Here is a 26,421-nt window from a genome sequence, read left to right on the forward strand (position 1 = left end):
AGGAGACGTGCGCGGGTCCCCATCCGATGGGAGGATGTCTCCGAACCAAATCCGTAGGAGGGACGGCCGTGTTCGACGAACGACAGCGCCAGGACGCTCTGGATGCGCTCGGCATCCTCGACACCCCACGCGATGAGCGGGTCGACCGCGTCGCCCGCCTTGCGAAGGAGATGTTCGGCGTGCCGATGGTGGCCGTCTCGCTCATCGACCGCGACCGTCAGTGGCGCAAGACCGAGATCGGTCTCGGCGGCAACGAGGCCCCGCGGCAGGACTCCTTCTGCGACTACACGGTTCGTCAGGACCGCCCCGTCGTGATCGAGGATGCCGCGCTCACCGACCTCTTCGGCGACAACCCGTTCGTCGTCGGCGATCCCCACCTGCGCTTCTACGCCGGGCATCCGCTGCACGCCCCCGGCGGGGAGCCGATCGGCACCCTCTGCGTGCTCGACACCGAGCCGCACACGCTCGACGACGCCCAGCTCGACCTGCTGCGCGACCTCGCCCTCTGGGTGCAGTCCGAGCTGGCCTACGACGCCGAGCTCGACCAGGCGGCCGTCATCCAGAGCGCCCTGCGCCCACACACGCATCCCGAGGTCGCCGGCTACACGATCGCCGGCGGTTCGGTCTCGCGCGGCGCTCTCGCCGGCGACTTCTACGACCTCGGCATCCAGAACGGATCACTGCGCATCACCCTCGCCGACGCGATGGGCAAGGGCACCGGCCCCGCCCTCGTGGCCGCCAGCGTGCGCGCCTCGCTGCGCACCGCACCCGAGCGCGGACTGACCGAGTCGATCGCCGAGATCGACCGCCTGCTCGAAGAAGACCTCGGCGACACCTCGATGTTCGTCACCGCCGTGCACGCCGAGCTGTCCCCCGAGACGGGCGATCTCGAGATCATCGACGCCGGGCACAGCCTCGCGTTCATCCTGCGGGCGGACGGCTCGTGGGAGCACCTGCGCTCGACGAGCCTGCCCCTCGGCATGGGCATGGGGCTGCAGCCGCCCGAGGTGCGCGAACCGCGCCACGCCCGCCTCGAACGGGGCGACGCCTTCGTCTGCTGCAGCGACGGGCTTCTCGATGTGCTCGACCCCGACGACCCCTACGGGCACGTCTACCGCGTGCTGACCGAACTGGGCCCCGACGGGGCCATCCGCGAGGCCATGGGGCTGGCGACCGCCGAGACGGCCACCGACGACATCACGGTCGTCGTCGTGCGGAGGGACAGATGACCGCCCGGTTCGCCACCATCCGGGTGCTCGCACTGCTGTCGGTGCTGCTGGGCGTGAACTACGTCGCCTGGCGGTGGCTCGAATCGGTGAACTGGTCGGCCTGGTGGATCGCCGTGCCGCTCGTGATCGCCGAGACCTACAGCCTCATCGACACGTTCCTCTTCTGCCTCACCATGTGGCGCGCGAAGGAACGCCCCGGCCCGACCTCGCCGCCGCAGGGCACCGTCGACGTGTTCATCACCACCTACGACGAACCGATCGCGATGGTCATGGAGACCGCTCGCGCTGCGAAGCGCATCGCCTACCCGCACACCACCTGGATCCTCGACGACGGCTCCCGCCCCGACCTCGAGGCCGCGGCCCGCGACGCGGGGGTCGGCTATCTCACCCGTTCCGAGGACTGGACCGGCAAGCCCCGGCACGCGAAGGCCGGCAACCTGAACAGCGCCCTGCTGCAGACCGACGGCGAGTTCCTCCTCATCCTAGACACCGATCAGGTGCCGGACCCGCTCATCCTGCACCGCACCCTCGGCTACTTCGCCGACGACCCCGAGGTCGCGCTCGTGCAGACGCCGCAGTGGTTCATCAACGTCGACGAGGCCGACCCGCTCGGCAGCCAGGCGCCCCTCTTCTACGGCCCCATCCAGCAGGGCAAGGACGGCTGGAACGCGGCGTTCTTCTGCGGCTCCAACGCCGTGCTGCGCCGAGAGGCGCTGATGCGCCTCGGCATCACCGGCTACGTGCGCGAGGTGACCGACTCGGCCGCCCGCGCCCTGCGCACCTCGGAGCAGATGGTCGAGAAGGAGGCGCGGGCCGCCGCCGACCCCGACCTCGCCCGCGAGCTGGGCGCGCTGCAGATCGCGATCCGGCAGGGTCGCCGCGACCTCGGCGACGGCACCGCGGTGGCCGAGGTGGCCGACCGCGTGCGCGCCGCCGTCGACGCCGCCTCCCGCATCATCGTCGCGAAGGACCTCGCCGGCATCCGCGCCGACCTCGACGAGCTCGGCGCACTGCCGATCGCCCACGACTCCGAGCTCGACGCGATCGTCGTCGATGAGGCGGGGCTCGCGGCGCTCGCGGCATCCGACCTCTCCCCCATCACCGCGCTCGACACGGTGCGCGCCCTGCTCGACGCCCTACGGCTCGACCGCGGCGACGAGGCCCAGCCCATCCTGCCGATGGCCACGATCTCCGTCACCGAAGACATGGCGACGGCGATGCAGCTGCACTCGCAGGGATGGCGCAGCGTGTACCACCACGAGATCCTCGCGAAGGGCCTCGCCCCCGAAGACCTGCGCACGATGCTCACCCAGCGGCTGCGCTGGGCCCAGGGCACCATGCAGGTGCTACTGCGCGACAACCCGCTCGCCAAGCGCGGGCTCTCGATCGGGCAGCGCCTCATGTACTTCGCCACCATGTGGAGCTACCTCTCGGGCTTCGCCGCGATCGTGTACCTCACGGCACCCGTCGTCTATCTGGTGTTCGGCATCCTGCCCGTCACCGCCTGGTCGGTCGATTTCTTCGCGCGCTTCCTGCCGTACTTCCTCGTCAACCAGCTGCTGTTCCTGGTGGTCGCGAAGGGCGTCAAGACCTGGCGGGGGCAGCAGTACTCCCTCGCCCTCTTCCCGGTGTGGATCCGCGCGTGCTGGACGGCGTTCGCGAACGTGGCGCTGGGCCGACCGCTGTCGTTCGCCGTGACCCGCAAGGACGGCCGCGATCCGCGCGGGGTGCCGTGGCGTGAGATCTGGCCCCAGCTGACCGCCATGATCGTGCTCACCATCGCGCTCATCATCGGCGTCACGCGCGTCTTCATCGGCACCGCCGACGGAACCGGCACACTGGTGAACACCGCATGGGTGCTCTACGACCTCGTCGTGCTGAGCGTCATCATCCAGGCGGCCCGCTACCGCGGCCCCGCAGCCCGAGTCCTCGAGAAGGAGACCCATGGATCTGAGCACTGACCGGCGCGACGGCTACGCCGTCATCGGCCTCACCGGACGACTCACCGCAACGGGTGCGCCGCTGCTGCGCAACGCCGTGGGCGACCTCATCGCCGCGGGCGAGTCGAACATCGTCATCGATATGTCGGGCTTGCAGTTCGTCGACTCCTCCGGACTCGGCGCCCTCGTGGGCGGGTTGAAGAGCGCACGCGTCGCGGGCGGCGACCTGCGCATCGCGGCGGTCCCCGACGCGGTGCAGACCGTGCTGCACCTCACCAACCTCGACCGCGTGCTGCGCGACCACCCCACGCCGGAATCGGCGTTCGATGGACGCTGAGACCCGCGCGGTGCACGTCGACGGGCCGGCCCGGCTCGAGCTCGTCGACCACGTGCTGGATGCGCTCGACAGCCTGTGGGCGGATGCCTCGCACGTCGCCGACCAGGACCGCACGCTCTTCACCCTCGCGGTGAGCGAGGTGGTGACCAACATGGTGCAGCACGCCGAGAACCCCGACGAGGTGACGCTGACCGTCGACATCCGGGTTTCGGCGGACGACCTCCTCGCGACCCTCACCGACACCGCCCCGCCGGCGGAGATCGATTGGGACGGCGTCGAGATGCCGGATGCCGACAGCGAGAGCGGCCGAGGGCTGGCACTGTCGACCGCCGCGCTCGACGAGCTGCGGCACTACTCCGACACCCGCGGCAACACCTGGCGGCTGCGTCGGATGCTCGGGCAGCCCGCCTAGGGCGTCGCCGATACGCATAGCAGCGCAGGGCGGAGCCGCAAGCCCCTGGCGGCATTCCGCGCGCCCCGGCACGGTGGAACCATGCAGATGCGATCCACCGCCCCCAGCCCCCTGCACGAAGACTCGATCGGCCTGCTCACCCGCGGGTACCGACTCGGCGAACACCTCTGGCGGCGCACCCGACCCGACGCCCGGGCCGTGGGCATGCGCCTGCTCGCGCGCGACGCGCTGTTCGTGCGCGGCGCGGAGGGCGTCGCGCTGTTCTACGACGGTGAGCGCACCGCCCGCCACGGGGCGATGCCCGCCCTGGTGCAGGAGACGCTGTTCGGCCACGGATCGGTGCACAGCCTCGACGGGTCGGCGCACCGGCACCGCAAGGCGACCTTCATCGACGTGGCGTACGAAGACGAGCAGGTCGAACGACTGACCCCGCACTTCGAGCGCGAATGGCGCGCCGAGGTGGATGCCTGGACATCGGGCATCAGCACGCGCACCGCCTACGACGCCGCCGTGCTGGCCTTCGGACGCGCGGTCATGCGCTGGGCGGGTCTGCCCGGCACGGCCAAGGCGAAGAACCGCTGGTCGCGGCGACTCGCGCAGATCGTCGACGGCTTCGGCGCCCCGTACTCCCCCTCGTTCGTGAGCGCGATCCTCAACCGGCGGTGGTCGGACGGGCACGCGGAGAACCTGATCGTGGCCGTCCGGCTCGGCGAGCTGCAGCCGGCCGAGGGCACGGCGCTGTTCGAGTGGGCGTGGCACCGCGACGAGGCCGGGGTGCTGCTCGCGCCCCGCACCGCGGGCATCGAGCTGCAGAACGTCATCCGTCCGATGATCGCCGTGGCGCGGTTCGTGGCGTATGCCGCGAAACAGCTGCACGAGCATCCGGAGTGGCGGGCGCGCATCGCGACCGAGGCCGACGAGCGCGGATCGCTGACCGGCGGACCGCTCGCGACGGCCTTCGCGCAGGAGATCCGCCGCACGTCGCCGTTCGTGCCGATGCTCCCGGCCTGGGCCACGCAGGACGTCGAGCTCGACGGCGAGCGCGTGCCCGCCGGCAGCCGGGTGGTGCTCGACATCCTGGGCACGAACACCGACCCCGAGTCGTGGGATCGCCCCGGCGACTTCGTTCCCGATCGCTTCGTGGGGGTCGACGACTACGAAACGATCGAGGCGTTCGTGCCGCACGGTGGGGCCGACCCCCGCACGGGTCACCGCTGCCCCGGCGAGAAACTGGCGATCGCCGGACTCGCCGCCGCGGTCTCGGCCCTCAGCGATCGCCGCCTGGAGGTGCTCGACGAGGGCCTCGAGGTGAACCTGCGGCGCCTTCCGACCATGCCCGCCTCCGGCGGCAAGGTGCGCAGCTGCCCCTTCCACCGCAAGCCCTGACCCCCTCCCCTACCTTTCCGGTTCCCGTCGCATTTTCTGTCGCCTGGCGCGTGCGCAGGCGACAGAAAATGCGACGGGAGCGGTGGTTGAGGGGGGCGACCGGCGGCGGGTCAGCGGGCGGAGATCTCGCTCAGCATCCGGTCGCGGGCGCCGTCGAGGTGGGCGGCGAGCACCGCGGCGGCCTCGTCGGGAGCACCCGAGCGCATGACCTGCATGAGCGTCACGTGGTCGCCCGACGACTCGTGCAGGTCTTCGTCGTGGTTGATCGTGACCTCGAGCAGCGCCGCGAACGTCGGCAGGTACTGGCTCCACGCGCCCTCGAGGCGCGGGTGGTCGGCGAGGGCGTAGATCTGCGAGTGGAAGTCGAGGTCGGCGGTGACGAACGCGGCATGATCTCCCGCGTCGGCCGCCGCTGCCATGCGTTCGACCGCGGCCTGCATCGCCGCCCACCGCTCGTCGTCGTCGACGCGCATCGCGCGCGAGAGAGCGAGCTGTTCGAGCGCTCCCCGCAGGCTGTACAGCTGGTCGACGTCGTCTTGCGTGAGGCCGACGATGTACACGCCGCGCGGGCGCTGGATCTCGACGAGGTTCTCGAACGACAGCTGGGTGAGTGCATCGCGGATCGGACCGCGGCTCACCTCGAACTCCTCGGCGAGCGCCTCTTCGGTCAGGCGGGTGCCTGGAGCGAGGTCGCCGCGCACGATGCGCTGGCGCAGCACACGGGCGACCTGGGTTCCGAGCGACTCCGCTCGTTTGACGATCTGTGGCACGCCGACCTCCTGTTAACAGTCAACAGAATACACACGGAGATCGGCCTGCGGGAGGGCGACGCGGATGCTCAGCCGCGGTGCTCGCGCGGGTTCCACAGCACGAGCTCGGTGGAACGGCGGATGCGCCGACCCTGCGGCACCGGCACCACACCGGCCGACCCGGCGGCGAACACCCGCACGCCCGGGCGGTTCTCGCGCTCGGCGCGCAGCGCCCCTTCGAGGTCGGCGACCCGGCGGCGGAGCATCCGGTTCTCGTCTTCCAGATCGAGGAGCTTCGCGATGGCCGGAAGACTCATGCCCTCGGAGGAGAGCTGGGCCACCTCGCGCAGCTGCTCGATGTTGCGGTGCGAGTAGCGACGCGAGCCGCCTCGCGTGCGACCCGGCACGACGAGCCCGATGCGGTCGTACTGACGCAGGGTCTGCGGGTGCATGCCGGCCAGCTCGGCGGCGACGGCGATCGCGAAGACCGGGGTGTCAGCATCCATCGCGTTCTCCTTCCGCTGTTGCGACGACGAGCGCGCCCGCCAAGGCGAGCCGGTTCCCGCAGGAACGGCCCGCCCCGGCGGACGCGCGACGGATGCTCGTCATCGCCGAGCCTTCGCCATGAGCTCGGCACGGGGGTTCTCGGTCGGCTCCAACTCCTGGAACCGCTCGAGCGCCTCGCGCGCCGCCTCGTCGAGGTGCGTCGGCACCGCGACCTGCAGCTCGGCGAGGAGGTCGCCGGTGCCCTTCGAGGTCGTGACGCCGCGGCCCTTGACCCGCAGCACCCGCCCGGAGGGAGTGCCCGGCGCGACGCGCAGCTTCACCACGTCGCCGCTCAGCGTCGGGACCTCGATGGTCGCCCCGAGCGTCGCCTCGGTGAAGGTGACCGGCACCACGAGGCGCAGGTTCAGCCCATCGCGCGTGAACACCGGGTGCGGCCGCACCGTGATCTGCACCACGATGTCGCCGCTTTCGCCGCCGTCGGGCGACGGACGCCCCCGGCCGCGCAGACGGATCTTCTGCCCGTCGGCGACCCCGGCCGGGATCTTCACCTTGAACGGCTTGCCGTCGTCACCCTGCAGGGTGATCGTCTCGCCCTGCACCGCCGTGGCGAAGTCGAGGGTCGTCCGCGCGGTCACGTCGGCGCCGCGCTGCGGTCCGCCGAAGCCGCGGAACCCCCCGCTCGGCTGACCGAAGCGCCCACCGCCGAAGCCGCCGCCTCCGCCGCCGCCCTGGTTGAACATGGCGAAGATGTCTTCGAAGTCCGCGGACTGCCCGCGGCCCCCCTGCCCGAAGCGGCTGAAGACGTCTTCGAACCCGCCGGCGCTCGAGCCACCCGCTGTGAAGCGGGCGCCCGAGCCCATGGCGCGGATCTCGTCGTACTCCTTGCGCTGCTCGGCGTCGGAGAGCACCGAGTACGCCTCGCTGATCTCCTTGAACCGCGCCTCGGCCGTGGCATCACCGGCGTTCGAGTCGGGGTGGTACTTCCGCGCCAGCTTGCGATACGCCTTCTTGAGGTCGGCCTCGCTGACGTCCTTCGAGACCCCGAGGGTCTTGTAGAAGTCCTTGTCGAACCAATCCTGGCTAGCCATCCATCACCTACTCTGCGGGAACGGCGACGACGACCTTCGCAGGACGCAGCTCGACGTCACCGAGGCGGTACCCCACCTCGACGACCTCGAGGATCGTGGCCTTGTCGACGCCGGGGGTCGGCTGCTGGAAGATCGCCTCGTGGCGCTGCGGGTCGAACTCCTCGCCCTTCTCGCCGTACGAGACGACGCCGAGGCGCTCCACCACCGCGCGCACCTTTTCGGCGATCACGGCGAACGGCGTGCCGTCGACGAGATCTCCGTGCTGACGGGCGCGGTCGAGGTCGTCGAGCACCGGGATGAGGCCCTTCACGGCCTCGCCCTTCGCGCGCTCGATCTCGATCTGCCGCTGCTCCTCGGTGCGCCGACGGTAGTTGGCGTACTCGGCCTGCAGGCGCTTGAGGTCGCTCAGCAGCGTCGACTCGAGGTCGGCGAGCACAGCATCCTCCGCCGCGGCCTCGCCGGTCTGCGCCGTGCCGAGGATGTCGTCGACCGTGAGGTCGTCGGGGGCGTCGTCGATCGGGGTCTCGTCCGAGCCCTCGGCGGCGGCCGCCTCGCGGGAGTCGGGGTTCTGCGGCGCGGGGCCGGATGCCTGAGCATCCGACCCCTCGCCTGCGACTCCGTTGTTCTCTTCGAAGTCCTTGTCAGCCATGGTTACTTCTTCTCGTCCTCGTCGTCGACGACCTCGGCGTCGATGACGTCCTCCTCGGACGACGCCTCACCCTGGGGCGCGTCGCCCTCGGGGGCGCCGGCCGCGGCATCCGCCTGCGACTGCGCGTAGATCGCCTCACCCAGCTTGGTCTGCGACTCGTTCAGCTTGTCGAACGCGGTCTTCACGGCCTCGTCGTCGTCTCCGGCGAGCGCCGTCTTGAGCGCGTCGACGTCGGCCTGGACCGACTCCTTCACGTCGGCGGGAAGCTTGTCCTCGTTGTCCTTGATGAGCTTGTCGATCGAGTACGCGAGCGTCTCGGCCTGGTTGCGGACCTCGGCGGCCTCACGGCGCTTCTTGTCTTCCGCGGCGTGCTCCTCGGCCTCGCGCACCATGCGGTCGATGTCGTCCTTCGACAGCGACGAACCGCCGGTGATCGTCATCGACTGCTCCTTGCCCGTGCCCTTGTCCTTCGCGGACACGTGCACGATGCCGTTCGCGTCGATGTCGAACGTGACCTCGATCTGCGGGATACCGCGGGGCGCCGGCGCGATGCCGGTGAGCTCGAACGTGCCGAGCGGCTTGTTGTCGCGGGTGAAGTCGCGCTCGCCCTGGAAGACCTGGATCGCGACGGACGGCTGGTTGTCGTCAGCCGTGGTGAAGGTCTCGCTGCGCTTGGTCGGGATGGCCGTGTTGCGCTCGATGAGCTTGGTCATCATGCCGCCCTTGGTCTCGATACCGAGGCTCAGCGGGGTGACGTCGATGAGCAGCACGTCCTTGCGCTCACCCTTGAGGACACCGGCCTGCAGGGCGGCGCCCACGGCGACGACCTCGTCCGGGTTGACGCCCTTGTTCGCTTCCTTGCCGGTCTCGCGCTTGACGAGCTCGGCGACGGCGGGCATACGGGTCGATCCACCCACGAGCACGATGTGCGCGATGTCGGCGACCTTGATGCCGGCCTCGCGGATGACGTCTTCAAAGGGCTTCTTGGTGCGGTCGAGGAGGTCCTTGGTGAGGTCCTCGAACTTCGCACGCGTGAGCGTCTCGCTGAGCGACACGGGGCCCGAGTCGGTGAGCGAGAGGTACGGGAGGTTGATCGAGGTGCTGGTCGAGGACGACAGCTCCTTCTTCGCCTGCTCCGCGGCCTCCTTGAGGCGCTGCAGCGCGATCTTGTCGCCCGAGACGTCGACACCGGTGGTCGACTTGAACTGCGAGATCAGGTAGTCGACGACGCGCTGGTCCCAGTCGTCTCCGCCGAGGCGGTTGTCACCGGCGGTGGCGCGCACCTGGATGGTCGAGAAGTCGTCGTCCTTGCCCACTTCGAGGAGGGAGACGTCGAAGGTTCCGCCACCGAGGTCGAAGACGAGGATGAGCTCGTCTTCCTTGCCCTTGTCGAGGCCGTAGGCGAGGGCGGCGGCGGTGGGCTCGTTGATGATGCGGAGCACGTTGAGGCCCGCGATCTCACCGGCCTCCTTCGTGGCCTGACGCTCGGCGTCGTTGAAGTAGGCGGGAACGGTGATGACGGCGTCGGTCACCGTGTCGCCGAGGTAGGACTCGGCGTCGCGCTTGAGCTTCATGAGGATGCGCGCGGAGATCTCCTGCGGCGTCCACTTCTTGCCGTCGACGTCGAACGTCCAGTCGGTGCCGACGTGGCGCTTGACCGACGCGATGGTGCGGTCGACGTTGGTGACGGCCTGGCGCTTCGCGGTCTCACCGACGAGCACCTCGCCGTCCTTCGTGAAGGCGACCACCGACGGGGTGGTGCGGAAGCCCTCGGCGTTGGCGATGACCTTCGGCTCGCCGCCCTCGAGGACGCTGACGACGGAGTTCGTCGTACCGAGGTCGATTCCCACAGCACGTGCCATGTTGTTCTCCTTTGCTGACGTTGTTTCGGTTCGGAAGTCTGCGGCGGTCAGGAAAACCTGAGTCGCGATGGCTCAAGTGTAACGCGGGCCCCGAGCGCTGTCAAACGAACTTGATATGAGGTGGCTCAACTTTGTCCCTGTCGGCCGCGGCGCGGACAAGTGCGCCCACTTCCCGTGCATATCGATCACGGGCAGGGCTACCCCTGGGTGCGGGGCCCGGGGCTGGCTAGGCTGACGGGCATGTCGAGCATCCGCCTCCCCCGCCTCGCCGCCGTCACCGCGGTCGCCGCGTTCGCCCTGCTTCCGCTCAGTGGGTGCGTCTACGCGCAGATCCCGGCCGAGGCCCCGGGCGCCGACGAACCGTCCGCGACGTCCTCCCCCAGCGAGGCACCCGACACCGACTCCGGCGAGTTGCCGACCACTCTCACCTTCGCCGACGGCGCGGACCTCCCCTCGACCGCGTACATCGAATGGGGAGACGGGCTTCTCTCCGACGACGCGTGGAAGGTCGCTTCCCCCGACGACGGACAGGGCAACTGGAGCTATGCGAAGGTCGACGACTCGTGCACCGTGCACTTCTGGCAGGGGCGCCTCGGCGCCGACATCGTCGTGCCGGGCGACGACGCCGCGACGTCGGATGCGCTGATGGCGACGTTCCTCGGGGGCAGCCCCGCGGACATCACCCCGAACGCGACGACGGGCTCGTTCAGCTACCAGACCTCCGGCAATGACGACGTCGAGACCCGGCAGGTGGTCGGCGAGGGCGAGGGGCGCACCTGGATCATGTCGGCACGCGGTTTCTCGGCCCTCAGTGTCGGGCTCTACACGATCGCCGACTGCTCGACCGGCAACCCCGCCGACGTGCTCGCCGAGGTGAACGACCTCAACGCGATCATCGTCACCCCCTGAGGCGACGCGTCACCCCCTGAGGCGATGCGTCACTTGCCGCCGGGAGGGCCCGCCAGCAGCAGCACCACGTACAGCCCGACGATCGCGACGACCAGCAGGGCGGCGAGCACCCACGGCCGGTTGAGGAACCAGCGCACGAGGCGGTCGAACCACCGGTGGTCGCGCGGGTCGTCGGTAGCGTCGAGCCGCCAGGCGCCGTCGAGGCGGCCGGTGCGGTGCAGCCAGATCTTCATGGGGATCGTCGCGTAGGGCACCACGGCGCTGGCGACCGCGAGCAGGGCGACGCCCACGTGCCAGCGCTGGTTGATCGCCACGAGCAGGGCGGTCGCCCCGTAGGCGAGGAACACGAACCCGTGGATGCCGCCGCCGATCGTGACCACGACACCCGGAGCGCCGAGCGCGCGGGCGATGATCGCCTCGATCAGCAGGGTCCAGGTGATCGCCTCCGCGATCGCGAGAACTCGGTACAGGCGGGCGGGCGCACGGAACACGGGACTCCTCCGGTCGGGATACGTCGAGCGTATCTGCGCTTCCTATGAGCCACCGGCCCCGCCGGAATACCCGTGGACGGCACCGCGTTGCGACCCGTATGGCGACAGTGGATGCGGATGCTCTGGCGCGCGTGCTCGCGACCGTCGACCTCCGTGCGGGCGTCGCGCACCGCGCGCCCCTGTCGACCGGCGAGGTGCTGCCGCTCGCGGCCGGCGCCATGACCCTCGTGTACGTCGCGGACGGCGGGGTGTCGGGGCATCCGCCGATCGCCCCCGGCTGCCGCGTCGACGTCGACGCCGCCCGCTCCGATGTCGCCGTCGCGGCCGATGCCCCCCGTGACCTCCTGCTGCAGGGCGATGCGCTCCTCACCCTCGGCGCCGCGCCCCTCGCGCTCCGCGCCGCCCACCCCTCGACGCTGATCGTGGTGACCCTGGAGCTCGTCGACACGGCATCCCCGCTGGCATCGGTGCTGCCCGACGTCCTCACCGTCACGGGCTTCGACGACCTCGAACCGACGGCCGCGACCCTGGCCGCGGGGCTCGGACTCGTCGACCCCTCGAGCGCACCGGTGCGACGCACCGACCCGGTGATCTGCCGACTGATGGTTTTGACGGTGCTGCTCTCGGTGGTGCGCGCGTGGGCCGAGAACGGCTGCGCCCCATCGGGATGGCCGTCGTTGGCGGGCGACCCGTTCCTCGATCGGGTGATCGACGCGATCCACGACGAGCCCGGGCGCGACTGGACGGTCGAGCGACTCGCGAGCATCGGGGCGATGTCGCGCTCGGCGTTCGCGGAGCGCTTCCGCCAGGCGGTCGGTCGCTCGCCCGCCGACTACGTCACCGAGGTGCGCATCGACCGGGCGAAGCGGATGCTCGACGCCGGGCAGACCGTGTCGGAGGTGTCGCGGGCGCTGGGCTACGCCTCGGACGAGGGCTTCAGCCGCGCGTTCCGCCGGCGCACCGGCATGACGCCGTCGACCTGGCGCCACACCCCCGTGACCGCCTAGCCCGGCCCCCGCCCACCTCCCCCGCCTCCCCCCACGCCTCCCAGGCACAACTTCGGAGTGCGGGGCCGACACGCCGTTCAGCGGCGGCCATCCCCGGCGAGTCGCGCCGCAACTCCGAACTTGTGCGGGAGCGGGGGGGTGGGGGATGCCGGGGCGGGAGCCGGGTCAGGGGCGGGCGCGATTCGAGAGGCCGAACAGCACGGCCCCGACGAGCAGCAGCGCGGCGCCGATGACGTACGAGACCTCCACCCCGACGCCGTCGACCAGCACACCGCCGACTCCGGCGGCGAGCATGATCGCCGCCTGGAAGCCCACGACCACCAGGCTGCCACCGGCCTCCAGACGCGACGGCATCCGATGCCCGACCCAAGTGTTCACGACGATCAACCACGACGCGAAGAAGAACCCCCAGACGAACACCACCACCCCGATGCCGGCGACCGTGCCGGAGAGCAGCAGCATCGACGCGACCGACACCGCGATCACCAGCGGCGCGAGCACAGCGAAGAACCGGAACGTGCGGTCGATGATCAGCCCGATCACGAGATTGCCGATCAGACCGCCGGCGCCGAACAGGGCGAGCAGCACCACGATCGTCCCGGCGTCGACCTCGGGAATGCGCTCCAGCGCCAGCCGCACGTAGGTGTAGGCGAGGAAGTGCCCGAGCACCACGAACACGTGCCCGACGAGACCGAGGCCGATGCCCGGGCTGCGCACGGTGTCGACGAGCAGGCGGATGCTCGACGCCCGCGCCGCGGGAACGGAGGGAAGCAGCGCCCGCAGTGCGATGGCGAGAAGACCCGTCGCGACACCGGCGATCGCGAACACCGCGCGCCAGTCGACGAGTTCGGCGAGCATGACGCCGAGCGGCACGCCCGCCACGGTCGCCAGCGACGTGCCGGCCGCGGTGAACATGACCGCGCGACCGAGCCGCTCGGGGCCCGCGATGCGCGCGGCGACCGTGATCGACATCGACCAGAACGCGCTGATCGCGGCCCCGAGGAAGAACCGGGCCAGCAGCACCACCACGAGGTTCGGGGCGACGGCGACGATGAGGTTCGAGGCGGCTGCGGCGAGCGCCATCCACACGAGCAGCGACCGTCGGTCGAGCCGCGGGAACACGAGGCCGATCGTCGGCGCGACGAGCAGACCGACGAGAGCGGTCACGGTGACCGTCTGCCCGGCCTGCCCGGGGGTCACGCCCAGCCCGTCGGCCATCTCGGTGAGCACCCCGTTGGGGAGGAACTCCGCCGTGACGAGCAGGAAGCTCATGAGCATGACCACGATGAGCCCGCCGTAGCTGAGGGGTCCGGCGGCGGTCTCGGAGGTCGGGGTGGGCGCGGTGATCGTCATGCTCCCAGCCTGACGATCACCGCAGCGGCGTGCCCGACCGCGCGTCCACCCCTCCCGACCGATCGTCCGGGGTGGCTCAACCCTGCGGCCGGTCGAGTCCGAGCATCCACCCACGCCCGAACGCGCCCGCGCGCACGGCGCGCCGTCACCGCCCGTTCACCGCCGACGGCCAGACTGCGAGTCATGAGCGCACCCGATCCCCACCCCGGCGCCCCCGAGCCCGTCGCGACGGCCACGAGCGGCGCGGTCGCCGTCGTCGGCCTCGACCTGCGCGGCGAGACGCCGGCCCCGAAGAAGCAGGTCTTCTCGTGGGCGCTGTGGGACTGGGCGACGCAGCCCTTCAACACCGTCATCCTCACCTTCGTCTTCACGGCGCTGTACCTCGTGGGCGAGGGGTTCCTGCCCGCCGACATCGCCGCGCTCGACCCGTCCGACCCCCGTCGCGTCGCCGCCGACGCCGAGCTCACCTCGGGCCTGGGACTGGGCTCGACGATCGCGGCGTTCGGCATCCTGCTGCTCGCCCCCGTGCTCGGGCAGCGCGCCGACGCCGCCGGCCGCCAGAAGCTGTGGCTCGGCATCGGCACCGGCGCCCTGGTGATGTGCATGCTCGGCCTGTGGTTCGTCGAGCCGACGCCGAGCCTGTTCTGGCTGGGTGTCGCGCTGATCTCGGCGGCCACCGTGTTCCAGGAGATCGCGGCGGTCAACTCGAACGCGATGCTCATCGGCATCGCGACCCCGAAGAACGTCGGCCGCATCTCGGGCCTCGGGTGGGGGTTCGGATACCTGGGCGGCATCATCGCGCTCGCCATCGTCGTCGCGCTGAACGCCGTCGACTGGTTCGGGATGCCGACCGACGACGGCCTCGTGTACCGACTGATCGCGGTGGGATGCGCCGTCTGGGCGATCGTGTTCAGCATCCCGATCTTCCTGTACGTGCCGGAGCCGTCGCTCGGCCGCCCCGAGCGGAAGGTCGGGTTCTTCCGTTCGTACGTGCTGCTCGTGAAGGACGTGGCCGCCCTCTACCGCGACCCCGAGACCCGACCGACGTTCTGGTATCTGCTCTCGAGCGCCGTGTTCCGCGACGGACTCGGCGGGGTGTTCGCCTTCGGAGCGATCATCGGCACGTCGGTGTTCGGGTTCGGCACGCAGCAGATCATCGTGTTCGGCATCGCCGCGAACCTCATCGCCGGCGTATCGACGATCGCCGCCGGGCGCCTCGACGACCGGCTCGGCCCGAAGCGCATCATTCTCGGGTCGATCGGCGCCATGATCGTCGCGGGGCTCGCCGTCTTCGTGCTGCGCGACGGCGGGGCGACGGTGTTCTGGATCGGCGGGTTGCTGCTCTGCGCCTTCGTCGGTCCGGCGCAGGCCGCCGCGCGGTCGTTCCTCGCCCGCGTGACACCCGCCGGACGCGAGGGCGAGATCTTCGGTCTCTACGCCACCACCGGGCGCGCGGCGAGCTGGATGGCCTCGATCGCCTGGACCGTGCTCATCGCTCTGACCTCGCAGACCGCCTTCGGCATCCTGGGCATCGTCGTGGTCCTGCTCATCGGCTTCCTGCTCCTGCTGCCGGTGAAGGCCCCCGCCCGCACCGCCTGAGCGGGCCCGGACGCGCCTCCGCCACCCGGTCTCCCCCGGCCTCTCCCCCGCACAACTTCGGAGGCGCGCGGCGACACCCCGGTGATCGGATGCTTCAGCCGGGGTGTCGCGCCGCAACTCCGAAGCTGTGCCCCGGGGACAGGGTTGGAGGCGCCGCAACTCCGACGTTGTGCGGCGGGGGAGGAGCGGGAGGACGAGGTGAGCCGGCGGGTCAGGTGAGGAGGAGCGGCGACACGGCGGCGGCGAAGCCGGGGAGCGGGAGCGGGGCGTTCGTGGCGAGGTAGGCGACGAGCGCGACCGCTCCGACGAGCAGCACCAGCAGGAAGATGAAGATCGCGGCGGTGATGCCGCCGTACCCGCTCGACGCGGGCGCCTCGGGGGCCGAGAACGCCGGGTCCTGCGGCGGTGCCGGCTCCGGGTCGCTCGCGGGCGGCGGCACGGGCAGGCGCTCCGCCACGGGCCGACGCGACGAGCGCAGAGCGCCCGAGCCGTTCGTCCCGGTGACCGGGCCGTCGAACGTGGGCGGCGGCGGCACGACATCGTCGCCCGTCGACCCCTCGAACACGGGCGGCGGAGGCACGACGTCGTCGTCACTCGCGGCGGCGACCGGCGGCACCGAGCCCGTCATCGGCCCGTCGAACGTGGGCGGGGGCGGCACGACCGCGGCGGCCCGGTCGTCGTCGAACACGGGCGGCGGCGGGACGACGGCATCCGCCCGGGCATCCGCCGACTCCACAGCGGGATCGATGGGCGGCACCGGGGCGACGGCATCCGTCTCGCCCTCCCGGGGGTCGCGGTCGGACGGATGGATGCTGTCGCTGGTCATGTCAGCCTCCGAGGGATCCGACGTCGGTGACTCCGACGTCCGTGCGGTGGAAGTTCTGGAACGAACGCGAAGCGGTGGGCCCGCGCTGCCCCTGGTAGCGGTTGCCGTAGGGGCCCGAACCGTAGGGGTTCTCGGCCGGCGAGGTGAGGCGGAAGAAGCAGAGCTGGCCGATCTTCATTCCCGGCCACAGCTTGATGGGCAGCGTGGCGACGTTCGCGAGCTCGAGTGTCACGTGCCCGGTGAAGCCGGGGTCGATGAAGCCCGCGGTCGAGTGCGTGATGAGGCCCAGGCGTCCGAGCGACGACTTGCCCTCGAGGCGGGCCGCGATGTCGTCGGCGAGCGAGACCTGCTCGAACGTGGCGCCGAGGGCGAACTCACCCGGGTGCAGGATGAACGGCTCGTCGGGGTCGACCTCGATGAGCCGGGTGAGCTCGGGCTGATCGACCGACGGGTCGATGAACGGGTACTTGTGGTTGTCGAAGAGCCGGAAGTAGCGGTCGAGCCGAACGTCGACGCTCGACGGCTGCACCATCGACGGGTCGTGGGGAGCCAGGCCGATACGACCCGAGGCGAGTTCTGCGGTGATGTCGCGGTCGCTGAGAAGCACGGCCCCAGCCTAGTCAGCCGCGCAACGGGACCGCAGAAGTATGCCCGTATCCGACGACCGGATCCGAGCGCTCGCTCGTCTGCACTCATAACGCACTCCCCCGGGTGCGCCATCCATCAATGATGACCGGAGAAGAAACATGTCGATGAAGACGAAGAAGAACCGCTGGGCTGCGATCGCACTGGCTGCACTCGTGGTCGCGGGCGGAACGGTGGCCGTGCCGCAGGCAGCGAGTGCCTCGAGTTCCAACGTGACCTGCAGCAACTGGGCCACCAGCTGCTCTACCTCCGTGACGGCCAGCGGTTCGGTCAAGGTCCGCGCCTCAGCGAACACACCGAACGGGTGGTACCGATTCACCGTGAAGACGAGCAGCGGCCGCACGCTCTGCGACCGAAGCCTGCAGTTGAACCAGAGCTACACGTCGTGCTCGCTGGGTGGCTACTCCGGGCGAGTCAACGTGCGCGTCGACAAGCCGTGGGGGTCCTCGATGCGCCTGTACGCCACGTCGTGATCGAGACGGTACCCACCCGGTGAGCCGCGATCGGCGGGGAACGCGGGCCACCCATCCCCGTGGCCCGCGTTTCCCACCGATCGTCACCGGTCGGGTAGGCTGACTCCACCGGCCTCTGCGGATGCCGGTTCGGGGCTGTAGTTCAATGGCAGAACTTCTGCTTCCCAAGCAGACAGCGCGGGTTCGATTCCCGTCAGCCCCTCCACCTGTCACTTCCACCAGGCCAGGCCAGGCCCGTGACCGGAAGCAATGAATGAAGTTCGTCGAAGTCCCCATGCTCCCGATAGTCATTCCATTGGGGATCGTCACCTTTCTCCTGCTGATCCGTGTGCTTCACTCTCGCGGCGGTGTCACGGTCGCCCGAGCGTCGGTCGCTGCCGCTCTCGCGATCTACGCGGGAGGTGTTCTCGCGAACACGGTGTTTCCGATCTTTCTGCGGGTCGGCACCGGGTTCTACGACGGACCGCGTCCACTCGGAGCACTCATTCCACTCGTCGCCACGCGTCCGAGGTGGTGGAAGGTACTGACCATCGTTGCCGGCGCCAGCCTCGCCATCGAGCTGGTGCAGATGGCTACCGCCCGACTCGCCATGGGCGGGCACCTCGCAGACATCAACGACTGGATGACCAACACCCTGGGCGGCATGATCGGCTACGGCTTGTTCACTCTTCTCACGCGGTCGAAGAAGGTCAACGCGCTGGCCGAGCACTTTCGGCGGCCGCCACGGCAACAGCCCTCGAACGCGGCGCCCCGAGTCGGGAACCCGCCCCCCTCGATCTCTCTTTCAGACCAAGCCTGAACCAGATCGGAACGCTCGCCCGGCGCGCCGAGGGCGCAGGGAGCGCAGGGATACAACGTCGGAGGGATGCGGATACCTCGCGTGGAGGATGCCCGCGCCCCGGCGTGCGGGCACGCTGTGGAGGACTGAAGGAGCTTCATGCCCGATATCCGCTTCACCCTGTCAGCGCTCGAGGTCGTCGTACCTGCCGCCCTCGTCGCTGCGATCATCGTGATCGCTGTGAGCCGGCGCCACCGCGCCGATGCGGCGACGACCGCCTGGCGCGTCGCCGCGGTCGCCTATGTCGCCGCTCTCGTCAGCGCGACCCTGTTCCCGTTCCAGGTTCTCATCGGTCCGTATGCCCCGGTGAGCGGTGACTGGTGGGACTCGATCAACCCGATCCCGCTGGTCGGACTGGACCCTCGCAACTTTCTGCTCAACATCGCGATGACCGTGCCGCTCGGGATCCTGCTGCCGGTGCTCACGCGTCGACGGAGCCTGCGAGCGGTCTTGACGGCAGGCTTGGCGACGAGCCTTGGCATCGAGGTCACGCAGTACATCTGCCTGCGACTGCTGTCGAGCGGACGTTCCAGCGACATCGACGACGTGATCGCCAACGTCATCGGTGTCGCAATCGGCTACGCCGTATACCGGGTCGTCGCCGCCTGGCGACTCAATTCTCAGCGAAGGCCGACGGGCCCCGCGGCTCGCCTGCGTGACTGACCGCGGCAGCGTCAGGAGAAGAGCTGGCGAAGTGCGTCGATGTCGCCGGAGTCGACCACCTTCTGGACGGCGTCGATGGTTTCCGGGTTGGTGAACATGCCCTTCAGCGTGTCGTTCCAGATCGCCCGAACGGTGTCTACGTCGCCGGCGTCGACGGCCGCGCCTGCGGACTCGATGGCCTGCTGGTACGGGATCTGAAGGAACCCGGCAGGAGCGTCCCAAGGGTTGTAATACGGGATCCACGGAATGTCGGGATCGGGCGTGAGCCAGAGCACCTGCCCAGGGTGAATATCCCGTCGATGGTTCATCGATCCGAGACTGGGATATGCGCAGAGCCGCTCAGCGACCACCGCTTCGACGTCGCCCGGTTCGACCGTGTAGGTGACGGGGGTGCCATCGTCATCGACTGTCACCTCGCCTCGCGCGAACTCGCGTGCGCCCAAGTCCTGGAGCGTCCCTTGGCGTTCCCAATACAGACCTGCGTTGTCGCCGATGACCTGAGACATGCCGGCGCAGGTCTGCGGTTCGGGTGATTCCGGGGTCGGGGCCGTTTCGGCCGCTGGCCCGGCGTCGGCCGCGGGAGCGGATGCCTGGGGCGTCTGAGTTACCGCCGGTGCGGGTGCCGTGCACCCGGCCAGCGCGGCCATCGCCAGGGCGAGCACGGCGAGTGCAGGGACGAGCTTGTGCGTGCCGGACATGGCGCCATACTGGCAGATCGGCCACCGGTTCCGCGGCGTCCGGCGCGAACCACGCCCGCGCCTGACGAGGCAGTGGTCCCGCGAGTGCGCCACAGTTCAAGAGGCGGTCCCCACCGCGCTACCACGGCGCCGACCCCGGCACAAGCCTGCGCGTCGTTGCGCCCGTCGTGACACGCTCGGGAGATGTCCACCCTCGCGCCCCCGCCCTCTACCGAGGAGGACGACGTGTGGGCGTCGACGGATGCGCTGCTGGCGCGGGTGGCCGGGGGCGACCAGCTCGCTCTCGCCGAACTGTACGACGCGACCTCGGGTCGGGTGTATGGCCTGTTGTTGCGCGCGGTGAAGAGCCGCGCGCTCGCGGCGACGATGCTGCAGGACGTCTACGTCGACGTATGGTCGCACGCGGCGGAGTTCGACGCCTCCTCGGGAACGGCACTCACCTGGCTGGGAGGGATCGTGCGGCGGCGTCTGCTGCGCGGCTCGTCGGGGTCGATGAGTGAGGGTCCCGCGGTCGCCTGACGAGAGTCAGCGCGCGGGCGACGGTTCGATCCGGGAGCCCGGCACCCGCACCTCCGCCACACCGAACAGTGCGGCGAACGCATCCCATCCCTCCGCGGTCACCGACACCGCACGGGTATGCGCGCGCGGAACGACCCAGCCGTTGCGCGTCGACGCGCGGAGCAGTTCGGCCCCCAGGTGCCCCGAGAGATGCGGGCGGCGCTCCGTCCAATCCAGGCAGGTGCGCACGAGAGGACGGCGACCCCGCTGTTCGAGGGCCGCAGCGCCCGTGACCCGCTCGAAGAGCATCCGCCCGCTCGCCGTCACCTCGAGCGAGTCCGACAAATGCCCTCCGGTTGTCAGCGCATCGAGCAGCGCCACGCCCAGGACGCCTGCGAGGTGGTCGTAGCAGGTGCGGGCGTGCGCGAGATCGTCTCGCTGCGCCGCCGCGTGCAGCGAGGTCACGGGAGCGGGGGTTCCCGCGTAGGCGGTGGCCGCTTCGATGAGATGCGCCGCGTCCGGCGAGGCGAGCGAGATATACGCGTGACGGCCCTGCGAGCGCATCGTGATGAGCCCGACCTCGAGGAGCGTGGTCAGGTGCTCGGATGCCGTCGAGCGCGCCACCCCCGCCGTGCGGGCCAACTCTCCCGCGGTCCAGGCCCGCCCATCCAAGAGTGCGAGGCACATCGCGACGCGGGCCGGATTGCTCAGCGCCGCTCCGAGCCGCGACACCGAGCCGGGCTCGACAATCACGCGACGACGATGGGTTGATCGAGCAGCGGGGCCCGGAAGTTGGCGCCGACGCGCGCGCCCTGCGCGAAGTAGTGCCGGAAGCTGTAGTACAGCGGGTTCCACTTCTCGGTGTCGATGCGATCGGACTCGGTGACTTTGAGGATGCCCTCGAACGCGTGGACGCGAACGACCTCGGCTTCGACGGCGACCGCACTCCCGCCGTCGATATCGACGAGCTGCACCACTCGCGCTTCGATCTGCACGGGGCACTCACCGATACGTGGAGGGAGGACGTCGACCGAGGCGACCTTCGTGAACCCGCCCACGCTCCACTTGTCGGGCTCGTGACGGTATGCGGGCCGCTTCTCCGCGGGAACCGGCGTGCGTCCGGTCGTCGGCGCGATCGCCTCGACTGCCGCCGCGAGGTCAGAGGACGGAAGGTTGATGACGAGTTCGCCGACATGTCGCAGATTCGCGAGCGCCTGCCCCTCGGCACCCAGCCCAAGCATGTAACGATCGCCGAGCGCCCACGCCGACGAGATCGGGCTGATGTTCGACGACCCGTTCGGGTCGACAGTGGTGATCAATGCCACTGGTGTGCCGAAGTACAGGACGGGCAGGTCGACGGACTTCGTTCTCTCCATTCCTCCATTCTCGACGGCGAACCGTTCGGTCTTCACCGAACCGTCTGCGACCGCCGAGTACGCCTCGCCGGACGACGGATGCTCCCTAGAGTGGTGCCATGAGATCGAGCAGCCGCGCCGCGACCATCCTGGCCCTCGGATGCCTGGGCCTGGTTCCCCTGCTTGCGGGGTGCAATGCGTTCATCGATCAGCTGGGCGGATCGTCGCACGACGGGGTCGAGGAGAACATCGAGGCCGCCATCCCCGGGTCGGACGCGACGGTCGGTTCGCACCTGAACGGCTTCTCGTCGGACCTCGACCTCGTCGTTTCGATCCCGAACGCCACCACCGCCACGACCGATGATCTCCGCGCCGTGGTGACAGCACTCTGCGACGCAGAACCGCGAGGGTTCGACTACGTGCGCCTGTTCATGCAGGTCGGAGAGCCGGGATCGCTCGACGAGCGTTCCGTCGACGTCGACACTCTGATGCCGGAGGCCTTCCCCGGAGATTCCGATCTCGGCGAGTACTCGCTGCTCGAGGATCTCTGCGCGGCTCAGCCGTAGAGCTCGCCGACGGGCACCTCGACCGGGAGCACGTTGCCGGCGGGGGCGAGCGGGCAGGCCCAGGCCGGGTCGTACGCGCACGACGGGTTGTAGGCGAAGTTGAAATCGAGCACGATCGTGCCATCCACGGCATCCGAACCGAGATCGGCACCCTTCACGGTGTCGAGCAGGTAGCGTCCGCCGCCGTAGGTGCCGCCCGGCCGCCCGGCCAGGGCATCGCGCACCGGCACGAACAACCCGCCGCCGTACGACGTCAGCCGCCACACGTCCAGCGATCCGGCATCGGGAACCTCGACGCGCCCGATGCGCGTGAACGCGACGACACCGTCGGTACCGGTGGCGAACTCGAAGTCCGCCGGTTCGGCGTCGAGGATCGGCAGCTCGAACCGCCAGGCGGGATCGTAGGCGGCGAGGGGAAGCCCCGCGAACGCCTCACGGTCGGCCGGCAGCAGGGGTGTCGCGGGGTGCGCCGCCATCAGCGCGTCGCGCTCGATGCGCCACAGCTCGTGCGCCTCTTCGGGATCGGGCGCCCGCCGCACGGCGTCGTACAGCGCGAAGACCCGGCGCCTCCAATCGGCGACCTCGAGGGCGGTGCGGGCGGTGGTGGCGACGCTCATGCGGCCACGCTACGGCATATCACCATATACGTGCGCTGTCCCCAGAGGCGCTGCTACCGTCCTCATTCGAGCACGCCTCCGTCATTCGATGCGGAGCTTGCGGTCCGCTCATGAAGGAGAGTGATGTCACGCGTTCAACCCGGTGTGATCGGATACCGATGACGAGGACCCTGCCCGCCCTCGCGGGGCTCGCCCTGATCGGAGCCCTCGTCGTCGGCTGCACGGCCGTGGGGGCGACGACCGCCTCGACGGCCGTGCCCGCGCCCGAGGCGTCGTTCGACGGTGAGGTGCCGGCGTTCGACGGCCCCTGGGCCGACTGGTTCACGACCGTGTACACCTCCGAGAACGCCACCGACGCGCAACGGGCGATCCTGGCGGACGAAGAGATCACCGATGCGGAGTACACCCAGATACGGGGAGACTTCGCCCGCTGCCTCGAAGACCTGGGACTCACCGTGCAGCTCGAACCCGACGGCGGCTTCACCATCGAAGACGACGGCGGTCTCAGCGAATCGCAGATCGCGGGCGACGCCGTCCCGACGTGCGAAGCCCGCTCCGTCGGCTCGGTCGCGATGCTCTACGAGCAGATCCGTCGCAACCCGGAGCAGAAGGACGAGGCGACCATCGTGGTCGATTGCCTGAAGGATGCCGGGATCGTGGGCGCGGCCTACACGGCGGCGGAGTACCGTCGCGACCTCGACGCTTACACGGGCCTGGACTGGGACGCGAGCGAGGTGCGCTCCTGCGTCGACGACCCGCTCGGGCTGCTCGACGACATCGGCGCCACTGCACCGTGAACAGGGCCCCCGCCCGCGAACCCCGTCGGCGGTTCGCGCTCGCTGCGACGGCCGTCGTGATCCTCGCCGCCGCGGCCGCCGGGGGTGCCTGGGCGATCGCTCACGCCGCCGTGCCGCAGGAACTCGCGCAGGCACGACCCGTGGAGTCGCTGAGCATCCCGTACGAGCAGTTCGACGACGCCCGCACGGTCGACCTGACCGCGACCCTGCAGCCCTCCCCCGGTATCGTCGCGCGAACCCAGGGCGTGCTGACGAGGAGCGCCTGCTCCCCCGGTGCCGCCCTGCGCTCCGGGCAGGCGGCATTCCTCGTCGACCGCCTGCCGGTCGTGGCGCTCTCCACCGCGCAACCGTTGACGCGCCCGCTGGCGGCGGGCGACCGCGGCGCCGACGTGCGCGAAGTGCAGCAGGCGTTCGCGGCCCTCGGTTTCACCGGCAGCGTCGACGGGGTGGTCGGCGCCCAGACCATCCGCTTCTACAACGACCTGCGCCGCGCGGCCGTCGCCGACGCGCCCCTCGTCGAGACCCTCGACCCGGCGTCGCTCGTCTGGCTTCCCGCCGCCGAGGTGGCGGTGATCGACTGCCCGACCGCGGTCGGCGAAGACATCGAGCCCGGCACCGTTCTGGCCGCTCTGCCGCCCTCCCTGCTCGCCCTGCGCGTGGGCACGACGCCCGCCGCGCTGCCCGACGCCGCCCGCACCCTCACGGTCGACGGCGTGACCGCATCCGTCGACTCCTCCGGAGCGGTGGATGCCGCCACCTGGGGCGCCCTCATGGCGACCGCGACGTTCCGCGCCTATGCACTCGCCCCGGACGACGTGGTGCTCAGCGGCACTGTCCGCCTGAGCGAGAGCATCCGCGTCGCCCGCATCCCTCCGTCGTTCCTGCGCGACACCGACGACGGGCGCGTGTGCGTCGCGGATCGCGGCACCGTCGTCGTCGGCGATCTGGTGAGCACCGATCTCGGCTCCACGCTCGTGCGCTTCGACGACGAGCCGACGACAACCGACGCTCCCCGCGCCGACGCGAGCGGAGAGCCGTGCGCGTGACGCTCGAGGACGTCGGCCATCGCTTCTCCTCGGAACGCCCGCTGTTCTCCGGCCTCACCACCACCCTGGTCGAGGGTCGCAGTTGCGCGATCGTCGGGCCGTCGGGCGCGGGGAAGAGCACCCTGCTCGGTCTGATCGCGGGCGACGCGCACCCGACCGAGGGACGCATCGAGCGGCCGGCCGATCTGACGATCGCCTGGGTCTTCCAGAATCCGTTCGGGGTGCCACGACGCACCGCGCTCGACCATGCGACCCTCCCCCTGCTCGCCGCCGGGTGGAGTCGGCGCGACGCCGACGAGGAGGCGCGTGCCCTGCTGCGCGACTTCGGACTCGCCGGGGTGGAGAAGGAGCAGTTCCGTCGACTCTCGGGTGGCGAGGCGCAGCGCCTCATGCTCGCGCGGGCCGTGGCCAGCGGCCCCGATCTGCTGCTCGTCGACGAGCCGACCGCGCAACTCGATCGGCGCACCGCCGAGACGGTGAACGGGGTGCTCGCACAGCTGAGAGACCGGGGCTGCATCGTCGTCATCGCGACCCACGATCCGGCCACGCGGGACTCGTGCTCGACCGTGCTCGACCTCGGAGACTTCATGCCGTCGCCGTCGGAGAAGGTCGCGGAGACCGACCGGGAGGCGACGCGGTGATCGTCTCTGAAGCGATGCGCAATCTGCGTTCGGGCACCACCCGCGCGTGGACGTTAGCGCTGATCTGCGGCGTGCTCGCGGCATCGGCGCTCGTCGCGGATGCGCTCGCGATCGACGCCGTGCAGCGCGCCGCTGCGCGCTACCTCGCGTCGGGTGCGGCGACGCTCGTGGTCGAGAGCCCCGGAGGGGTCGACGGGGCACGCTGCGAGGGAATGACCGATGTCCCGAACGTGCGTGCGGCGGGAGCGATGCGGCAGACGGATGCTCCGCTTCTGCCCCTGCGCACCCCCGGGATCGAACTGCCCACCTTCGACGCGACCCCGGGGGCGGTCGCGCTGCTGCGCACGACCGGAGGAACGGACAGCGCGTCGCAGGGCGCACCGCACGAAGGCGCACCACGCGAACGCGAGCCCCACGACGACACCGCGGATGCCGGGAGCGATGGGGTGTTCGTCTCGGCCGAACTCGCCGAGACCCTGTCGCTGACGACCGGGTCGACCCTGCGCACGGGCACCGGAGCGGCGGAGGTGAGCGGCGTCTTCTCCTATCCGGATGACGGGCGCACGGCCGGACTCGGGTACTCCGTCGTCCTGTCGGTGCCGCCACGAGGGGCGTTCGACCAGTGCCGCGTGCTGATCTGGCCGGAGTCCGACGCGGTGCGGGCGATCGTCGCCTCCTCGGTGCTCTCCGCCGGAGCGACCGCCGAGAGTCCGCCGACGATCGGCCAGCTCAACCCGACGCTCGGCGCGCACTTCGATGCCGACGCGCGGTTCCGCGACCGCCCCACGGCCTTCCTCCCCCTCGCCGTCATCGCCGCGGCGGGTGTCGCCGGCTTCGTCGCCGTGCGCCGGCGGCGCCTCGAACTCGCGGCCGCCCGGTCGGTCGGCGTCGCGTTGCGCGCTCAGGTGGCGCAGATCACCCTCGAGACCCTGGCCTGGTCGGCGTGCGCCGCCGTGGGAGCGCTCGTCGTCTCGGCCGTGGGCGTAACGGTGGCGACGCCCTCCGCCGCGCTCGACCCCGCCTCCGCCCTGGTCGTGGCACTCGGCACCCTGCTCGCCGCGCCGACCGGGGCGGCGATCGCGGTCTCGTCGGTCTCGCGCACACGCATGCACGCCTACTTCCGCGATCGCTGAGTCGAGGGCTCGGGTCGGGCCGCCCGCTGCGCGATGGGCGCTGCATCCACTCGGCGATGCGCACCATGTGCCGTGCGCACATGCTGCCCCCGCTCCGGCGTTCCTAC

30 protein-coding genes and 1 tRNA gene are annotated in these 26,421 nt (G+C 70.5%); 18 read left to right on the top strand and 13 right to left on the bottom strand.

Annotated elements, in window-relative coordinates:
* Window positions 1-68 precede the first annotated feature (68 nt).
* The 5 genes from RWS82_RS11505 (at window position 69) to RWS82_RS11525 (ending at window position 5,304) form a co-directional block, all read left to right on the top strand.
* A complete protein-coding gene (locus RWS82_RS11505) occupies window positions 69-1,229 on the top strand; it encodes a GAF domain-containing SpoIIE family protein phosphatase (protein WP_314650259.1) in 1,161 nt (386 codons plus the stop codon).
* A complete protein-coding gene (locus RWS82_RS11510; RefSeq protein WP_314650261.1) occupies window positions 1,226-3,190 on the top strand; it encodes a glycosyltransferase family 2 protein in 1,965 nt (654 codons plus the stop codon). Before RWS82_RS11505 ends, RWS82_RS11510 begins: the two co-directional genes overlap by 4 nt.
* Window positions 3,174-3,506, top strand: a complete 333-nt coding sequence (locus RWS82_RS11515) for an STAS domain-containing protein (protein WP_314650263.1) — start codon at window positions 3,174-3,176, stop codon at window positions 3,504-3,506. The genes RWS82_RS11510 and RWS82_RS11515 overlap by 17 nt, the downstream gene beginning before the upstream one ends.
* Window positions 3,496-3,918, top strand: a complete 423-nt coding sequence (locus RWS82_RS11520) for an ATP-binding protein (RefSeq protein ID WP_314650265.1) — start codon at window positions 3,496-3,498, stop codon at window positions 3,916-3,918. The genes RWS82_RS11515 and RWS82_RS11520 overlap by 11 nt, the downstream gene beginning before the upstream one ends.
* Before the next feature lie 81 nt (window positions 3,919-3,999).
* Window positions 4,000-5,304 carry a cytochrome P450 gene (locus tag RWS82_RS11525; protein WP_314650266.1) on the top strand — a complete coding sequence of 435 codons (1,305 nt, stop codon included), beginning with the start codon at window positions 4,000-4,002 and terminating at the stop codon, window positions 5,302-5,304.
* Window positions 5,305-5,414: 110 nt separating this feature from the next.
* Here RWS82_RS11525 and RWS82_RS11530 read toward each other — a convergent pair whose 3' ends face one another.
* From RWS82_RS11530 to dnaK, 5 genes are all read right to left on the bottom strand, one after another.
* Window positions 5,415-6,074, bottom strand: coding sequence for a GntR family transcriptional regulator (locus tag RWS82_RS11530; protein ID WP_314650268.1), 660 nt, complete (start codon window positions 6,072-6,074; stop codon window positions 5,415-5,417).
* A 68-nt stretch (window positions 6,075-6,142) separates the two neighbouring features.
* Complete coding sequence (locus RWS82_RS11535; protein WP_314650271.1) at window positions 6,143-6,559, bottom strand: heat shock protein transcriptional repressor HspR; 417 nt, start codon at window positions 6,557-6,559, stop codon at window positions 6,143-6,145.
* Between the two features lie 99 nt (window positions 6,560-6,658).
* Window positions 6,659-7,648, bottom strand: a complete 990-nt coding sequence (locus tag RWS82_RS11540) for a DnaJ C-terminal domain-containing protein (protein WP_314650272.1) — start codon at window positions 7,646-7,648, stop codon at window positions 6,659-6,661.
* Between the two features lie 7 nt (window positions 7,649-7,655).
* Window positions 7,656-8,297, bottom strand: coding sequence for a nucleotide exchange factor GrpE (locus RWS82_RS11545; RefSeq protein WP_314650274.1), 642 nt, complete (start codon window positions 8,295-8,297; stop codon window positions 7,656-7,658).
* Between the two features lie 2 nt (window positions 8,298-8,299).
* Window positions 8,300-10,159 carry a molecular chaperone DnaK gene (dnaK, locus tag RWS82_RS11550; protein WP_314650276.1) on the bottom strand — a complete coding sequence of 620 codons (1,860 nt, stop codon included), beginning with the start codon at window positions 10,157-10,159 and terminating at the stop codon, window positions 8,300-8,302.
* Window positions 10,160-10,399: 240 nt separating this feature from the next.
* Between dnaK and RWS82_RS11555 the strand changes: the two genes are divergently transcribed.
* The gene (locus RWS82_RS11555; protein ID WP_314650278.1) at window positions 10,400-11,068 is read left to right on the top strand and encodes a hypothetical protein; all 669 of its coding nucleotides are present in this window, start codon (window positions 10,400-10,402) and stop codon (window positions 11,066-11,068) included.
* A 29-nt stretch (window positions 11,069-11,097) separates the two neighbouring features.
* On the opposite strand, the gene RWS82_RS11560 is transcribed toward RWS82_RS11555, so the two are convergent.
* Window positions 11,098-11,559 (bottom strand): DUF3817 domain-containing protein, encoded by a 462-nt coding sequence (locus RWS82_RS11560; protein WP_314650279.1) that lies wholly within the window; start codon window positions 11,557-11,559, stop codon window positions 11,098-11,100.
* 98 nt (window positions 11,560-11,657) lie between these two features.
* Here RWS82_RS11560 and RWS82_RS11565 point away from each other — a divergent pair, with 98 nt between their 5' ends.
* Window positions 11,658-12,566, top strand: a complete 909-nt coding sequence (locus tag RWS82_RS11565) for an AraC family transcriptional regulator (protein ID WP_314650281.1) — start codon at window positions 11,658-11,660, stop codon at window positions 12,564-12,566.
* Window positions 12,567-12,731: 165 nt separating this feature from the next.
* Here the strand turns inward: RWS82_RS11565 and RWS82_RS11570 are convergent, their stop codons facing one another.
* The gene (locus tag RWS82_RS11570) at window positions 12,732-13,919 is read right to left on the bottom strand and encodes an MFS transporter (protein WP_314650283.1); all 1,188 of its coding nucleotides are present in this window, start codon (window positions 13,917-13,919) and stop codon (window positions 12,732-12,734) included.
* A gap of 183 nt (window positions 13,920-14,102) precedes the next feature.
* Here RWS82_RS11570 and RWS82_RS11575 point away from each other — a divergent pair, with 183 nt between their 5' ends.
* Window positions 14,103-15,518, top strand: coding sequence for an MFS transporter (locus RWS82_RS11575; protein ID WP_314650285.1), 1,416 nt, complete (start codon window positions 14,103-14,105; stop codon window positions 15,516-15,518).
* Between the two features lie 211 nt (window positions 15,519-15,729).
* Here RWS82_RS11575 and RWS82_RS11580 read toward each other — a convergent pair whose 3' ends face one another.
* Both RWS82_RS11580 and dcd read right to left on the bottom strand, forming a co-directional pair.
* Window positions 15,730-16,344: a hypothetical protein gene (locus RWS82_RS11580; RefSeq protein ID WP_314650287.1), complete on the bottom strand. Its 615-nt coding sequence runs from the start codon at window positions 16,342-16,344 to the stop codon at window positions 15,730-15,732.
* A gap of 1 nt (window position 16,345) precedes the next feature.
* Window positions 16,346-16,951 (bottom strand): dCTP deaminase, encoded by a 606-nt coding sequence (gene dcd, locus RWS82_RS11585; protein ID WP_314650289.1) that lies wholly within the window; start codon window positions 16,949-16,951, stop codon window positions 16,346-16,348.
* A 139-nt stretch (window positions 16,952-17,090) separates the two neighbouring features.
* Between dcd and RWS82_RS11590 the strand changes: the two genes are divergently transcribed.
* The 4 genes from RWS82_RS11590 (at window position 17,091) to RWS82_RS11605 (ending at window position 18,963) form a co-directional block, all read left to right on the top strand.
* Complete coding sequence (locus tag RWS82_RS11590; protein ID WP_314650291.1) at window positions 17,091-17,462, top strand: hypothetical protein; 372 nt, start codon at window positions 17,091-17,093, stop codon at window positions 17,460-17,462.
* Between the two features lie 131 nt (window positions 17,463-17,593).
* Window positions 17,594-17,667, top strand: a tRNA-Gly gene (locus RWS82_RS11595).
* A 48-nt stretch (window positions 17,668-17,715) separates the two neighbouring features.
* A complete protein-coding gene (locus RWS82_RS11600; RefSeq protein WP_314650292.1) occupies window positions 17,716-18,261 on the top strand; it encodes a VanZ family protein in 546 nt (181 codons plus the stop codon).
* A gap of 138 nt (window positions 18,262-18,399) precedes the next feature.
* Window positions 18,400-18,963 (top strand): VanZ family protein, encoded by a 564-nt coding sequence (locus RWS82_RS11605; protein WP_314650294.1) that lies wholly within the window; start codon window positions 18,400-18,402, stop codon window positions 18,961-18,963.
* Between the two features lie 11 nt (window positions 18,964-18,974).
* Here RWS82_RS11605 and RWS82_RS11610 read toward each other — a convergent pair whose 3' ends face one another.
* On the bottom strand, window positions 18,975-19,661 hold the full coding sequence (locus RWS82_RS11610; protein WP_314650296.1) for a hypothetical protein: 687 nt from the start codon (window positions 19,659-19,661) through the stop codon (window positions 18,975-18,977).
* Window positions 19,662-19,844: 183 nt separating this feature from the next.
* Between RWS82_RS11610 and RWS82_RS11615 the strand changes: the two genes are divergently transcribed.
* Window positions 19,845-20,180, top strand: coding sequence for a sigma factor (locus RWS82_RS11615; protein WP_314650297.1), 336 nt, complete (start codon window positions 19,845-19,847; stop codon window positions 20,178-20,180).
* Between the two features lie 6 nt (window positions 20,181-20,186).
* On the opposite strand, the gene RWS82_RS11620 is transcribed toward RWS82_RS11615, so the two are convergent.
* Both RWS82_RS11620 and RWS82_RS11625 read right to left on the bottom strand, forming a co-directional pair.
* Entirely contained in the window at window positions 20,187-20,912 is a 726-nt protein-coding gene (locus RWS82_RS11620; protein ID WP_314650299.1) for a winged helix-turn-helix domain-containing protein, read from the bottom strand.
* The gene (locus RWS82_RS11625; RefSeq protein WP_314650301.1) at window positions 20,909-21,535 is read right to left on the bottom strand and encodes a flavin reductase family protein; all 627 of its coding nucleotides are present in this window, start codon (window positions 21,533-21,535) and stop codon (window positions 20,909-20,911) included. Before RWS82_RS11625 ends, RWS82_RS11620 begins: the two co-directional genes overlap by 4 nt.
* A gap of 98 nt (window positions 21,536-21,633) precedes the next feature.
* Between RWS82_RS11625 and RWS82_RS11630 the strand changes: the two genes are divergently transcribed.
* Window positions 21,634-22,080 carry a hypothetical protein gene (locus RWS82_RS11630; protein ID WP_314650303.1) on the top strand — a complete coding sequence of 149 codons (447 nt, stop codon included), beginning with the start codon at window positions 21,634-21,636 and terminating at the stop codon, window positions 22,078-22,080.
* Here RWS82_RS11630 and RWS82_RS11635 read toward each other — a convergent pair.
* Complete coding sequence (locus tag RWS82_RS11635) at window positions 22,071-22,697, bottom strand: DUF1684 domain-containing protein (RefSeq protein ID WP_314650306.1); 627 nt, start codon at window positions 22,695-22,697, stop codon at window positions 22,071-22,073. The two genes, RWS82_RS11630 and RWS82_RS11635, sit on opposite strands and share 10 nt — an antisense overlap.
* 158 nt (window positions 22,698-22,855) lie before the next feature.
* Between RWS82_RS11635 and RWS82_RS11640 the strand changes: the two genes are divergently transcribed.
* Genes RWS82_RS11640 through RWS82_RS11655 form a run of 4 tightly spaced genes read left to right on the top strand, consistent with a single transcriptional unit; the run spans window position 22,856 to window position 26,314 of the window.
* A complete protein-coding gene (locus RWS82_RS11640; protein WP_314650308.1) occupies window positions 22,856-23,494 on the top strand; it encodes a hypothetical protein in 639 nt (212 codons plus the stop codon).
* Complete coding sequence (locus RWS82_RS11645; RefSeq protein ID WP_314650310.1) at window positions 23,491-24,540, top strand: hypothetical protein; 1,050 nt, start codon at window positions 23,491-23,493, stop codon at window positions 24,538-24,540. The genes RWS82_RS11640 and RWS82_RS11645 overlap by 4 nt, the downstream gene beginning before the upstream one ends.
* The gene (locus RWS82_RS11650) at window positions 24,537-25,181 is read left to right on the top strand and encodes an ABC transporter ATP-binding protein (RefSeq protein ID WP_314650312.1); all 645 of its coding nucleotides are present in this window, start codon (window positions 24,537-24,539) and stop codon (window positions 25,179-25,181) included. Before RWS82_RS11645 ends, RWS82_RS11650 begins: the two co-directional genes overlap by 4 nt.
* Window positions 25,178-26,314: a hypothetical protein gene (locus RWS82_RS11655; protein WP_314650314.1), complete on the top strand. Its 1,137-nt coding sequence runs from the start codon at window positions 25,178-25,180 to the stop codon at window positions 26,312-26,314. The genes RWS82_RS11650 and RWS82_RS11655 overlap by 4 nt, the downstream gene beginning before the upstream one ends.
* Window positions 26,315-26,421: the final 107 nt, after the last annotated feature.

Source organism: uncultured Microbacterium sp. (genome assembly GCF_963528945.1).
In the GTDB taxonomy this organism is placed as follows: domain Bacteria; phylum Actinomycetota; class Actinomycetes; order Actinomycetales; family Microbacteriaceae; genus Microbacterium.